Below are 14,164 nucleotides of genomic sequence, written 5' to 3'. Positions count from 1 at the left end.
ATAGCATTTTTTTATAAGGAAAAAAATTCCCATCATATTTATTTACATTCAGTGCTGGGATTTTTTTTCCCAATCCTATATACATATATTAATAATTATATTCGTCCAACATAAGGTCTAGGGACATGACAGATATTGACACAGTTATTTCCAAGCTCGGCGGTATTGAAAAGGCGGCCAAGATTGCCAGAGTCTCTACCGAAGCAATTCGCAAATGGAAGCAGGCTCATGCCATTCCTTCTAAACACTGGGCTACAATAATACAAGCAACAGGATTAACTTTAAAAGATTTGCAACCTGAAAAAAATAATTATGACGATAATTCTATCAGCTTAAAGACCCAACGCCCATCAAAAGCAAATGCCATCCTTTTACTGGAGGATGGAACCGTCTTGTGGGGAATGGGATTTGGTGCCCATTCTTCAAAAAACAACCTTGCCCTTGGAGAAATCTGCTTTTCTACCGGAATGACGGGATATCAAGAAACCCTCACAGATCCATCTTTTGCTGGCCAGCTTATTACCTTTACCTTTCCACACATTGGAAATGTAGGTACTAACGACGATGATAACGAGGCAGATACAATTGTTGCAAAAGGACTGATCATCAAAGAAAAAATTACTGAACCTTCCAACTGGAGATCGACCAGTCATTTAAACAGCTGGCTTAAAAAGCAAAATGTGACAGGAATTTATGGAATTGACACTCGTGCCCTTACCCTCCTTATCCGTGAAAAAGGCCCACAAAATGCTTTGATCTTCTGGCCTGAAGACGGAAATTTTGATCTGGAATTTTTACGGAAACAAATTAAAAGATGGCCTGGATTAAAGGGAATGGATCTCGCAAAAGAGGTTACTTGTCCAAAATCCCATTCCTGGAAAAAAGATGTCTGGTGCTGGAAAAGCGATAAAAAAAATCAAAACAAGCCTGCCTATAAAGTCGTGGCCATTGATTACGGTGCAAAATATAATATTTTTCGTAATCTTGTCAATGTCGGATGTGACCTTGTCGTTGTTCCCGCTACAGTATCAACTAAGGAAATATTGAGCTATAGCCCTGATGGTGTTTTCCTTTCGAATGGGCCTGCCGACCCAGCGGCAACAGCTCATTATACAGTTCCAGTTTTAAGGGAGTTGCTAAAAGGAAATATTCCAATTTTCGGAATTTGTCTTGGCCATCAGCTTTTGGCTCATGCCTTGGGCGGTAAAACTTACAAACTGGATCAGGGACATCGCGGGGCAAATCAACCTGTTAAAGATTTAAAGACGGGCAAAGTTGAAATTACCAGCCAAAATCACGGTTTTGCTGTTGATCCCAAAAGCTTACCCGATACCGTACACGAAACGCATATCAATTTGTTCGATTATTCCAACGAAGGGATTGCCTCAAAGATTTATCCGGCCTTTTCCGTACAATATCATCCAGAAGCAAGCCCCGGCCCAACCGATAGCCATTATCTTTTCAAACGCTTTGTTGAATTGATGGATCAGCATTCCTCTTCCCATAAAAGATCATAGAGTAACCAATATGCCTAAAAGAACTGATATATCTTCAATCATGATTATTGGTGCTGGTCCAATTGTTATTGGCCAGGCCTGCGAATTCGACTATTCGGGTGCCCAAGCCTGTAAGGCCCTGAAGGAAGAAGGGTATCGCGTAATTTTATTGAATTCGAATCCCGCGACAATCATGACAGATCCTGATATGGCTGATGCAACCTATATCGAGCCAATTACTCCTGAAACGGTAGAACGCATTATTCTGAAAGAAAAACCCGATGCCATTTTACCAACCATGGGGGGACAGACAGCTTTAAATACCGCCATTTCCCTTGCAAAATCAGGTTTTCTAGAAAAAAATAATGTTGAGTTGATTGGCGCAAAAGCCGATGTTATCGACCGGGCGGAAGATCGTTTGAAATTTCGTGAGACCATGGATGCCATTGGTATTGAAAGCCCTCGCAGCGCCATTGCTCATTCTATGGAAGAGGCAAGAGAATCCTTAAAGAAAATTGGATTACCTGTGGTCATCCGTCCATCTTTTACTCTGGGTGGTTCTGGGGGCGGTATTGCATACAACACGGATGAATTTGAAAATATCATCAGTGCGGGTTTGGATGCCTCTCCAACAACAGAAGTCCTGATTGAGGAAAGTATTGTTGGATGGAAAGAATATGAAATGGAGGTGGTCCGTGATAAGGCGGATAACTGTATCATCATCTGTTCCATCGAAAATATTGACCCCATGGGAATTCATACCGGGGATTCAATCACCGTCGCACCGGCACTGACTCTCACCGATAAAGAATATCAACGCATGCGGGATGCCTCGATTGCATGCCTGAGAGCGATTGGGGTTGATACAGGTGGATCAAATGTTCAGTTCGGTCTGAATCCAAAAAATGGACGTATGGTCATTATTGAAATGAATCCCCGGGTTTCGCGTTCATCCGCTCTGGCTTCAAAGGCCACCGGTTTCCCCATCGCCAAAATTGCGGCCAAATTGGCGGTAGGTTACACCCTTGACGAACTCAAAAACGATATAACCAAAACAACACCTGCTTCTTTTGAACCAACCATTGATTATATTGTAGTTAAGATTCCCCGCTTTACCTTTGAAAAATTTCCTGGTACCCCAGCCCTGCTCAATACAAGCATGAAATCTGTTGGTGAGGCGATGGCTATCGGACGTAGCTTCCCGGAAGCACTTCAAAAAGGTCTGCGTTCTATGGAAATCGGCTTGACGGGACTTAATCCGGTAACCATTCCCGGAGATGGTGACGAAGATTCTTTCCGTGCAGCTCTTTCCCAACCAAGACCCAATCGAATTCTAGTGGCCGCTCAAGCCATCCGTGCGGGAATCTCACTGGAAAATATCCATGAAGCCTGCCATTTTGATCCATGGTTTTTACAACAACTTCAACAGATTATTCTTGTTGAAAATCAGATCGAGAAAAACGGATTGCCCTCTGACCCATTTGAACTAAGAAATATCAAGGCTATGGGATTTTCTGACAAACAGCTTGCAGAATTGACACAAAAGTCAGAAAAGGAAATCGCGCAATATCGTCAAAAACTCAACGTTAATCCAATTTACAGACGAATTGACACCTGCGCGGGTGAATTTGCCTCTTCCACTTCTTATATGTACTCAACCTATGAGGGTGGTTTTAATACACCAATTTGCGAGAGCCATCCAACTGATCGTGAAAAAATCGTCATTTTGGGGGGTGGCCCCAACCGTATTGGACAGGGCATTGAGTTTGATTATTGCTGTGTTCATGCTTCATATGCTTTAAGGGAAGCGGGATATGAAACCATTATGGTCAATTGCAACCCTGAAACTGTCTCAACCGATTATGACACGTCTGACCGTCTTTATTTTGAACCTCTAACGGCAGAAGATGTCATTGCGCTTATTCGTCGCGAACAGGAAAAAGGGGTCTTAAAGGGATGTATCGTGCAATATGGTGGACAAACGCCACTTAAACTTTCCAAAGCACTGGAAGAAGCTAACATCCCCCTATTGGGTACTCCAGCGGATGCTATTGATCTTGCAGAAGATCGGGAACGTTTTCAGGCCCTGTTACAAAAACTTGGTTTACGGCAACCGTCAAATGGAATTGCTCATAATGCCGAAGATGCCGAAATAATTGCGGAAAAAATCGGTTATCCAGTGGTTATTCGCCCCTCATATGTGCTGGGCGGACGAGCCATGGAAATTGTCCATGATAGAAATAGTCTGCATCGTTATCTGAATGAGGTTCTTTCCTCTGCTGGTGTCGATGTATCTTCCGGCCCATTATTGATTGACCAATATCTTAATGATGCCATTGAAACCGATGTAGACTGTCTGGCCGATGGAGAGGATGTCTATGTCGCCGGTGTAATGGAACATATCGAGCAAGCCGGCATTCATTCTGGTGACAGTGCCTGCTCTATTCCACCTTACACCCTTTCACCCGCCCTGGTAACAGAATTGCAGGCACAAACCACGACCCTGGCAAAAGCTTTGGGGATTGTTGGATTGATGAATGTACAATATGCAATCAAGAATAATGAAATATTCATATTGGAAGTCAATCCACGCGCCTCAAGAACTGTTCCATTTGTTGCAAAGGCAACCGGGGTACCCATTGCCAAGATTGGGGCAAGAATCATGGCCGGGGAAAAATTGAGATCCTTTTCGTTAAAACAGCGTTCTGTTAGAGGTCATGTCGCCGTTAAAGAAGCGGTGTTCCCCTTTGCGCGGTTTCCCAATGTAGATATCATTCTCGGCCCTGAAATGCGATCTACAGGTGAAGTCATGGGTATTGACACGTCATTTGAACGTGCCTTTGCAAAATCTCAATTGGGTGCCGGCGTAACCTTACCCTTAACAGGCAATGTTTTCCTTTCGGTACGTCATAGTGATCGGCCCTCTCTATTGCCTCTGGGAAGAAAACTGACAGAAATGGGATTTAAAATTCTGGCCACACGTGGAACAGCCGAAACCTTAAAGAATGCTGGTATTGAAGCCAAGGTGGTTAACAAGGTATTGGAGGGTCGTCCACACTGTGTCGACGCGATCCTTTCCGGAGAAGTCCAGCTAATTATCAATACTGTTCAGGGTGCACAGGCAACCGCCGATAGTTTCGACATACGCCATTCCGCGCTGACCCATAATATACCCCACTATACAACTATGGCAGGTGCCGCCGCCGCCGTCCATGCCATTGCGGCTTTGCGTGAAGGCAAACTGGACGTGGCCCCGCTGCAATCTTATTTTAATCATTAAAATTCTAAGGTCATTTTCTTAACTAAAGCAGGGGATTATTATAAACCTGCTTTTTTTTATTAACTATATGTTTCCATAAATCCGGTAAAAATACTTCTTGCACAAGTACTGATTGACTGGAACAAATGAATACCGATCTTCTTGCCCATAAATCAACATGGCGATAATCTATTGGCAGGAGTTCTCTAGGATATTTTGTTATTTCAATTTTTGACCTTTCAAAAACATCTTTTTGAAATAATACAGACCCGAGCGGTTTATTGCCAATTGCCTGAAAAAGGTTTCTCCTGCGATCCTCCCCTTTGGACAGGATAATGCTACGGGCATATATCCAGGCTTGACCTTGTCCCTCCAAAACAACCTGCCTGACCTGTTTCAGACTTGGATAACCAACCTCTAATATCCCGCATTCATCTTCCCTGATTTTTTGTTTTTGTTCAGACAGACGCTTTAATGAAAATTGATTTTGACTTAAACGAATTAACCGTTTTGTCAAAGATTCCGAATTGAACAGCCATTCATCTTCATGGGTTGAAAGACGGGATTTCCATCGGGAATGATCTGCCCAGCATAACTTTTTATGATACATGAAATCAAATATAGAGATTGAGAATTGATTTAGAAATAAAATAATGTAATATGCTACAAAAATTTTCTTTATAGAAAAATATGTTTATAATAACAATTGTATTTATATAATATTCTTAATTTGTTTCTTAAAGGACATTCAACTTTGCAAAAATTTCCAATGACGGCTCAAGGGCTACGACGTCTGGAAGAAGAGCTACGCAGACTTAAAGATAAAGAAAGGCCAGAAATTATACGTGCGATCGCTGAGGCACGCAGTCATGGCGACCTTTCTGAAAATGCAGAATATGAAGCGGCGCGTGAACGCCAGTCTTTTACTGAAGGACGCATACTGGAACTTGAACAGATAATTTCATCGGCTCAGGTTATCGATCCATCAAGCCTATCAGGAAACACTGTTAAATTTGGCGCAAAAGTTGTTTTGATTGATGAAGAAACAGAAAAAAAGTCCACCTTTCAAATTGTTGGACTTCATGAAGCCGATATCAAATTAGGTCTATTGTCAATTTCATCCCCTTTGGCCAAGGCTCTGATCGGTAAGGAAAAAGGAGCAACGATCTCTGTCCCTGCACCTGGGGGAGATCGATCTTATGAAATCCTTGATGTTATCTACGCTTAACCCCTGATTTATACTATTATGATTTCAATTAACGACGTCCATGATGCGGCGCAACGGATAAATAAAAATATTATCCGCACTCCCACCCTATTTTGTCAGTCTCTGTCAAAAAGAGTAAATGCAGATATCACCTTGAAACTTGAAAATCTTCAAGCCGTTGGCTCTTTCAAGGAACGTGGCGCTGCCAACCGACTTGCCCTGCTGACTGAAGAGGAAAAAAAACGGGGGGTTATCACCGTTTCAGCCGGCAACCATGCCCAAGGCGTTGCACGCCATGCACAATTACTAGGCATTGATGCGATTATTGTCATGCCGAAATTCACACCTGTGACAAAAATCAACCGAACCGCGGCCTGGGGTGCCAAGATTGTTTTGGAAGGTGAAGATTTTACCGAGGCCACCCAATATGCCAATCAACTCGCCAAGGAAGATGGACGTGTTTTCATTCATCCTTATGATGATCCCGCAGTCATGGCTGGACAGGGAACATTGGCACTGGAAATTTTCGAGGATACAAAATCAGATCTTGATTACCTGATTGTTCCCGTTGGCGGGGGTGGACTGATTTCAGGATGTGCTGTTGTAGCTGCCGCTTTAAGACCCTATACAAAAATAATTGGTGTTCAAAGCGATCGTTATTTTTCATATTCCTTTGCCACCCATAAAGTGTTAAAACCACCTGGCGGTGCAACCATTGCGGAAGGTATAGCCGTTCGCAAACTAGGTTTTTATCCTTTTGAAATCATAGAAAAATATGTGGAAGATATCATTTCCGTCCCAGAGGAGGCCATTGAGGATTCTATAACCCTTGTAGCGGAACATGCCAAGCAAATTACCGAAGGAGCGGGGGCAAGTGGTCTGGCTGCCATTCTAACCTATCCAAAACGGTTTAAGGGTAAAAATATTGCCTTTCCCATCAGCGGGGGAAATATTGATACACGTATATTGGCCAACACCCTACTTCGAACCCTCCTACGGGAAGGAAGACTATTACGTCTAAGATTCTCAATTCCTGATCGTCCAGGTGTATTGGCTGACATTTCCCACATTATTGGAACTGAAAAGGGTGGAAATATCATAGAGGTATCACATCAACGGTTATTCTCGACCTCAAGCGTTCAATCGGCCATTCTCGAAATTATGGCGGAAGCACGCAGTGCAGAACATGCAGAGGAAATTATACAAAGCCTTCGAGAAAAATATACTGTCGAAAGAATTTAGTCTGAATTGATTGAATACGGATATATTTCAACCAATTCGTATTCAATCACCTTAATTAATTCAATGATTTTAAATCCTGTATAAACATTTATTTTAAAATTTATTTAAAGCTGTTGAATTAAACACTCAAAAATATTTTTTGATAAATTCATAGTCATACTTAAACTTTTATATAAAAATTAATACAATTAATTATAACACTTTTAAATTACTTTTATTATTCATCAAATTATTTATAAAATATTGAGTATTCACCAAATAAAGTAATTTTAAACTTAATTATTTTTTTTAAGCTGCTTTTTAAAGAAAATAAATCATATATAATCAATTCTTCATAACAATGACAATTTCAAGATTTTATGCCACTTTATTTTCTTAATCTGTTTAATTTTCTTGTAGCCGATGTTCGGGACGGTTTAGGACCTTTCCTAGGTGTGTTTCTGCAGCAAAATCATTGGCAAGTTAATAAAATCGGTTTTGTCATGACATTGGCTGGGTTAACCAGCATAATCATCACCACACCCGTAAGTATGCTGATTGATCATATTCGTTACAAAAAAAATATAGGTATTATTGCCACAATCAGTATCATTATCGGCTGCTATTTTATCTATCATTATCCCAATTTGCCAATGACAATCATTTCTCAAATGTTAATTGCCATTGCCGGAGCAACCCTTATTTCAGCAACAGTCAGCATAACAATGGGATTAGTGGGACCCGATCTCTTTGATAAACAAATTGGGTATAATGAATCATTTAACCATGCAGGAAATGCTTGTGCAGCCCTTATAGCCGGAATAGCAAGTTATTATTTTGGATTAAAGGCTATTTTTATTTTAATGAGCTGTTCAGCATTCCTGGCTATTACAGCCCTTGCATTAATCCCATCCAGACAAATTGACAATAAAATTGCACGGGGATTAAATGTCAACCAAACCAGTCCCCAACCCTTTTTCAAACTCTTAAAAAATAAAAAACTTTTTATTCTTGCTGTTACGATCGGTTTGTTCCATCTTGCCAATGCAGCGATGCTTCCACTTTTAAGTCAATCAATGGTCGCAAAAAATATTATCAATAAACCGGGATCCTATACCGCCATGACGATCATAATTGCTCAGACAACAATGATCCCAATGGCCATTTTTGCCGCGTTTTTTGCAAAACGGCATGAATATAGAATTCTGCTTGTTTTAGCCCTTGTTGCACTACCTGCAAGAGGATTACTGATTGGAACAATTCAACATCCCCTTGTTCTGCTTCCTGCCGAAATTCTTGACGGTGTTGGTGCTGGTCTGATCGGTGTTGCCATCCCTGGAATCGTTGCCAAGATAATGCAAGGATCAGGACGATTTAATACGGGACTAGGCATCATCTTCACATGTCAGGGATTATGCGCATCATGCAGTCATTATCTTGCAGGAACAATAGCAAAATACCATGGTTATGATCAGGCTTTTCTCACGCTTTCACTGATTGCCCTTTGTGCCCTGCTTTTCTGGCTGGTTTTTACTAAAGACGTATCTTTTGGCTAAATGAACTATTTTATTTGTCTTTCAAAATTGAGTGCGATCCCGTTGATACAATACCTTTCCCCATTTGGCGCAGGTCCATCCTGAAACAAATGACCCAAATGTGCCTTACATCTGGCACAATAAACCTCAATCCTTTTCATATGATGACTTGTATCTACTTCCGTTTCGATCGCACCATTTATTACAGAAAAAAAAGATGGCCAGCCACAACCACTTTCAAATTTCATATTTGCCTTGAACAGGGGTGCATGACAGGCAATACATTGATACACCCCTTCTCTCCATTCATAATTCAAAGGGTTGCTGCCGGGTGCTTCAGTACCATGATCTCTGATAACGTGTAATTGCTCTGGAGTTAGATTCATCATCCATGAATTCTCTTTTTTCATTTTTAAAACCTTTATATTTTTAATTTTTTATAAAAAAATCTATTATTTGCAAATTATTTCAATAATAATAAATAATTTTAATTTATCTAAACAATTATACTTATATTTATTAATTATTTTTATATAATTTCATTAAAATTACTGATATTATTTCAAGCATTAAATAAATATCCCCATGAAATCAGATTATGAATCATAATACTATGATTTTCCAAAATATGGTTAGCTTATACGATCATAGTCAATCATTGATAAAATTTAAATTCTGGTTGCATTCATTTATCTACTTAACTAACTTTTAACTATATAACGTTCATCAAAAACAAAAATCAAAACGATCCATGAACAAATAAACAGGACATAAAAATGACTCAAAAAAAATATCGCCCCGTTATGCTGACAATCCTTGACGGATTTGGATATAATCCAAATAAAAAAGATAATGCTATTGCCAATGCCAGTATTCCCAATATTGATGCACTTTTTAAAAATTCTCCACATGCTCTTCTTGATGCAAGTAATGAAGATGTTGGTTTGCCTCATGGACAAATGGGAAATTCTGAAGTCGGACATATGAATATCGGCGCTGGCCGTGTCATTATGCAAGAACTTCCAAAAATTACCCATGCCATTAAAACTGGAGACATTCTGAAAAAACCATTGTTTAAGGATTTTGTTGAAACCCTGAAGAAAAATGGCAAGACTTGCCATTTACTCGGACTTTTCTCACCAGGAGGCGTGCACGCCCATCAGGAACATGCCATTGGTCTGGCCAAGGCCTTACACGATTATGGCATTAAAGTTGCACTACATGTCTTTACTGATGGACGTGACACTCCTCCTGAATCTGCGAGGGGCTATATTGAGACGGCTTTAAATGAACTACCAAAGGATGTAAAGATTGCCACTGTTTCAGGACGTTATTATGCAATGGATCGTGACAAACGTTGGGATCGTGTTGAAAAAGCCTATGATGTTATTGTAGAGGGGAGGGGTCCTCACACAACGGATGCGTTAGCTGCAATCTCTGAATCATATAATCAAAAAGTTACCGATGAATTCATCGTGCCAACAGTTATTGGTGATTATAAGGGAATGGAAGATCAAGATGCCGTTTTATCCTTTAATTTCAGAGCTGATCGTATCCGTCAGTTAATGGACGCGTTATTGGAACCTGATTTTAAAGGTTTTAAACGTACGAAAACCGTCCAATTTTCTAAAGTGTTGGGGATGACACAATATAGCGATACATTAATCAAGAAAATGGGCGTGCTATTCCCACCAGAAACATTAACCAATGTTCTGGGTGAAATCGTTTCCAACGCTGGATTGAAACAGCTCAGGGCTGCGGAAACGGAAAAATATCCTCATGTCACTTATTTCTTGAATGGTGGTCGTGAAGACCCCTTCCCTGGCGAAGATCGTATTCTGATCAACTCTCCAAAAGTTGCAACTTATGACCTTCAACCTGAAATGTCGGCACCCGAATTAACTGAAAAAGTTGTAAATGCCATCAACAGTGAAAAATATGACCTGATCGTTGTCAATTTCGCAAATCCTGACATGGTGGGTCATACAGGTAAGATTGATGCTGCCATTAAAGCGGTTGAAGCGGTTGACAAAGCTATAGGAAAAATTGTTCCAGCCATCAGGAAACAACATGGAGCCCTAATTATTACGGCTGACCATGGAAACTGTGAAATGATGGTTGATGAAAAAACTGGTGAACCTCATACTCAACATACGCTTGACAGAGTTCCCGTTATCCTTGACGGTGTTGAAAATGTTCAACTGCATGACGGCCGTTTGGCAGATCTGGCACCAACGATTTTAAAATTGATGAATTTACCACAGCCCAAGGAAATGACAGGTAAAGTGCTGATCAAAGAATAAAATATTTATCAACCGAGTTTTGCATGTCATTAACGAACCTTTAGAATGATTCATTCTAAAGGTTTTTTATAATCTTCATTTTATCACTGTAAAATTTTAATATATCAATGATTGAATATTTTTACATAAATTGAATTTATCGAGGCCGTTCTGAAACTCTGTCATTTATCTTCATTTTTTAAATTTCATGTTTTTATATTTATAATCCAGATAAGTATTTTCCTTACCGGATTACCCCATCATGCCTGTGCTCAACAGCAAAAGCAAACGAGATTACAGCAAATTTTGAATAAAAGCGAACAAACACAAAAAAAGCTTTTGAAAGAAAAAGAAAAAATAAATTCAAATTTGGAAACTATTCAAAAAGAAAAACAACGTGCAATTTTAAAAGCCCGGCAAGATAAAAAGCGAACGCATCAAATCAATAACAATATGGTTCAGGCAACTGAAAAACTACAGACAACCGAAACCCGAATTCAGGAAATTAACAAGGAAATAACAAATCTGAAATCTAAGATTGTAACCTTGAATATACAGTTGCAAAACGAATCAAAAAATTTTTCAAAATTCCTCCCCTTAATTGAACGGTTATCCCTATATCCCTCAGATACATTACTCGCGGCGCCTTCGCCATCCTCCCATGCAACAATAGGTTTGTCCATCATACAGAACCTATCCAAGCAGCTGGAAAATCAGGCAAAAGTTCTTAAGCAACATAAAGAGGAAATCAATCAGCTACAAAATCAATTTACAATTCAGATCACGAATCTTGCCCAACTTCACAAAAAACAGGAAAATGAACAAAATCAATTAACCAAGGCTTTAAAGCAGGCCCGCATCACTCAACAGGAATCTGCCAAAACGGTTTTTGAGATTTCCCAGAATGCCGCTAATGCAGCTCAGAAGGCGCAAAGTCTTAATGATGCAATTCGACAGATCAATCTAACAAAAATCAGGGCACAACACGCTTTAAAAGCTGAAATTATCCGCGCGCAAAGAGCACATAATATGGCACGATTGCAGAAAGCACGGAAAGAGTCAGCCATGATCTCATCAGCCAACAACGGTCCTGGTCTCAATTCAAGAACCACATCCAAGGCCAATGCACCCGTCATCGGACCCATTGTCTCATTATGGGGAAGTAAAACAGAAACTGGTCCAGCGCAGGGAATTACCTATGCCCCCCAATCTCAAGCAACAGTCCGTTCCCCTTGCAGCGGATTAATCGAGTTCGCTGGACCTTTTAGAGGGTATGGGCACATGATCATTCTGAATTGTGGAAAAAGCTACCGGTTCGTGTTGGCTGGTATGGATAGTTTATCCGTAGCCATTGGACAATCGATCCAAAAAGGGATTATGATCGGTCAAATGCCGGCCTGGTCAGGCGGAAAAACCGGACGTCCCACCCTTTTTGTGCAATTACGACGGGGCGAGAGAGCAATCAATCCATCTCCTTTTTTATAAGATAATTTCGTTTAATTTTATAATGGTAAAGATATTTCTTAACATATAACATGATTTTATTTATAAAAGACAGGTTAACATTTCCACTTTAGGATCAAGTATTAGGAGAAAATCAGCATGAAGTTCCGTACAGGATTATTGCTAGGTACGACACTTTTTATCGCTGGCATTGGATTGGGACCACAGATTCAAAATTGTATACGGTCGGATAACCAACTGACCATTCAAGCATTGGCCGAAGATGTAAAAAAAAATCAGGTACAAAATAACAGTGCTGAAACCTATCGCTTACTCACCTTATTTGGAGATGTGTTTGAACGCGTTCGAGCCGGCTATGTTGAGCCTGTTGCGGACAAGGACTTGATCACCAATGCGTTGAATGGAATGTTGACAGGACTTGATCCCCACAGTTCATATATGACGGAAAAACAATTTGCCAACATGCAGATTCAAACCAAAGGTGAATTTGGTGGCCTTGGCTTGGAGGTACAAGAAGATGAGGGGCATATTAAGGTAGTTTCACCAATTGATGGAACACCTGCCGCACGGGCCGGTATAAAACCCGGGGATTATATCATTGCGATTGATGGCAAAAATATTGACGGAATGACCCTTAATGCAGCCGTCGATAAAATGCGTGGCAAACCTAAAACACAAATCACCCTGACTTTGATCCGTCTGAAAGAACCGAAACCTATTAAAGTAACCCTGATCCGTGAAATCATTCACATTCAAGTAATAAAGTCAGCTCTTTATGATCGTATAGGCTATATTCGAATTTCTCAGTTTAACGAAGAAACAGAGAAAAATATGCGTCAGGCCTTTGATAAACTACAAAAAGAAAGCAACCACAAACTTGCAGGTCTGGTCATTGACCTTCGTAATGATCCAGGCGGGCTACTTGATCAGGCTATTTCTGTCAGCCGGGACTTCATTAAGGAAGGTGCCATTGTTTCAACCAAAGCACGCAATCCTAAAGATAATCAAAGATGGAATGCCAAGGGGAAAGATATTACCAATGGATTGCCTATTGTCGTTCTTATTAATGGAGGTTCAGCATCGGCAAGTGAAATCGTGTCTGGAGCTCTGCAAGATCATCATCGTGCTGTGCTCGTAGGGGAAAAAACCTTTGGTAAGGGATCTGTTCAATCTGTCATGCCTATTCCTGGAAATGGTGCAATCCGCCTAACGATAGCGCGATATTACACACCATCTGGCCGTTCAATCCAGGGGTTGGGTATCAGCCCCGATATCAAGGTGCAAGATAGTTACGATACACCAGAATTTAGCATTCGTGAAGCTGACCTAAATCATATTATCAAAAATGAAGGCGGAAACCAAACCAAAGCTCCCATCAGAAATGATCTACCTGCAATTGCCAAATCAATACCGGCCCAGCCTCCTAAAGATTGGGCAAAATTTGATTATACGAACCCCTCAACTGATTTCCAGTTACAACAGGGTCTAAAAGTTGTAAGATCCATGGCCGGATTATCCAATGATAAACCTTTTCCTATCCCATTAAAAAAATCGGCCTCTTTGGACAGTAAAGGTAAAAACACCGTTCAGCAAAAACCTTCCAACGATAACAAAGCCAATTCTTCAAAACAAGAACAAAAGCAGCCCAATCATCAGGACAAGTCTGTTCCCGATCATCCTGCTATCCATTCCAAATAAGG

At 40.4% G+C, this 14,164-nt stretch carries 10 protein-coding genes; 8 read left to right on the top strand and 2 right to left on the bottom strand.

The window, feature by feature from the left end; translation table 11 throughout:
- The first annotated feature begins 125 nt into the window (after positions 1–125).
- The gene (gene carA, locus H3R28_RS01220; RefSeq protein WP_198209251.1) at positions 126–1,517 is read left to right on the top strand and encodes a glutamine-hydrolyzing carbamoyl-phosphate synthase small subunit; all 1,392 of its coding nucleotides are present in this window, start codon (positions 126–128) and stop codon (positions 1,515–1,517) included.
- A 10-nt stretch (positions 1,518–1,527) separates the two neighbouring features.
- On the top strand, positions 1,528–4,776 hold the full coding sequence (gene carB / locus H3R28_RS01215) for a carbamoyl-phosphate synthase large subunit (protein ID WP_198209259.1): 3,249 nt from the start codon (positions 1,528–1,530) through the stop codon (positions 4,774–4,776).
- A gap of 22 nt (positions 4,777–4,798) precedes the next feature.
- On the opposite strand, the gene H3R28_RS01210 is transcribed toward carB, so the two are convergent.
- Positions 4,799–5,365, bottom strand: coding sequence for a chorismate lyase (locus tag H3R28_RS01210; RefSeq protein WP_198209261.1), 567 nt, complete (start codon positions 5,363–5,365; stop codon positions 4,799–4,801).
- Positions 5,366–5,509: 144 nt separating this feature from the next.
- Here H3R28_RS01210 and greA point away from each other — a divergent pair, with 144 nt between their 5' ends.
- From greA to H3R28_RS01195, 3 genes are all read left to right on the top strand, one after another.
- Entirely contained in the window at positions 5,510–5,983 is a 474-nt protein-coding gene (greA, locus tag H3R28_RS01205; protein ID WP_198209263.1) for a transcription elongation factor GreA, read from the top strand.
- An 18-nt stretch (positions 5,984–6,001) separates the two neighbouring features.
- Positions 6,002–7,204: a threonine ammonia-lyase gene (locus H3R28_RS01200; RefSeq protein WP_198209265.1), complete on the top strand. Its 1,203-nt coding sequence runs from the start codon at positions 6,002–6,004 to the stop codon at positions 7,202–7,204.
- A 359-nt stretch (positions 7,205–7,563) separates the two neighbouring features.
- Positions 7,564–8,739, top strand: coding sequence for an MFS transporter (locus H3R28_RS01195; protein WP_198209267.1), 1,176 nt, complete (start codon positions 7,564–7,566; stop codon positions 8,737–8,739).
- Positions 8,740–8,744: 5 nt separating this feature from the next.
- Here H3R28_RS01195 and msrB read toward each other — a convergent pair whose 3' ends face one another.
- Positions 8,745–9,128, bottom strand: coding sequence for a peptide-methionine (R)-S-oxide reductase MsrB (gene msrB, locus H3R28_RS01190; RefSeq protein WP_198209269.1), 384 nt, complete (start codon positions 9,126–9,128; stop codon positions 8,745–8,747).
- Positions 9,129–9,494: 366 nt separating this feature from the next.
- On the opposite strand from msrB, the gene gpmI reads away from it, so the two are divergent.
- The 3 genes from gpmI (at position 9,495) to H3R28_RS01175 (ending at position 14,162) form a co-directional block, all read left to right on the top strand.
- The gene (gpmI, locus tag H3R28_RS01185; RefSeq protein WP_198209271.1) at positions 9,495–11,021 is read left to right on the top strand and encodes a 2,3-bisphosphoglycerate-independent phosphoglycerate mutase; all 1,527 of its coding nucleotides are present in this window, start codon (positions 9,495–9,497) and stop codon (positions 11,019–11,021) included.
- A 285-nt stretch (positions 11,022–11,306) separates the two neighbouring features.
- Entirely contained in the window at positions 11,307–12,485 is a 1,179-nt protein-coding gene (locus tag H3R28_RS01180; RefSeq protein ID WP_198209273.1) for a murein hydrolase activator EnvC, read from the top strand.
- Positions 12,486–12,602: 117 nt separating this feature from the next.
- Positions 12,603–14,162 (top strand): S41 family peptidase, encoded by a 1,560-nt coding sequence (locus H3R28_RS01175; RefSeq protein ID WP_198209281.1) that lies wholly within the window; start codon positions 12,603–12,605, stop codon positions 14,160–14,162.
- The last annotated feature ends 2 nt before the right edge of the window (positions 14,163–14,164 follow it).

Origin of the sequence: Commensalibacter sp. M0268 (assembly GCF_016101925.1) — a bacterium.
GTDB classification, from domain to species: Bacteria; Pseudomonadota; Alphaproteobacteria; order Acetobacterales; family Acetobacteraceae; genus Commensalibacter; species Commensalibacter melissae.
The sequence above is the reverse complement of the archived record's forward strand: the minus strand, read 5'-3'. Positions and strand labels throughout refer to the sequence as shown.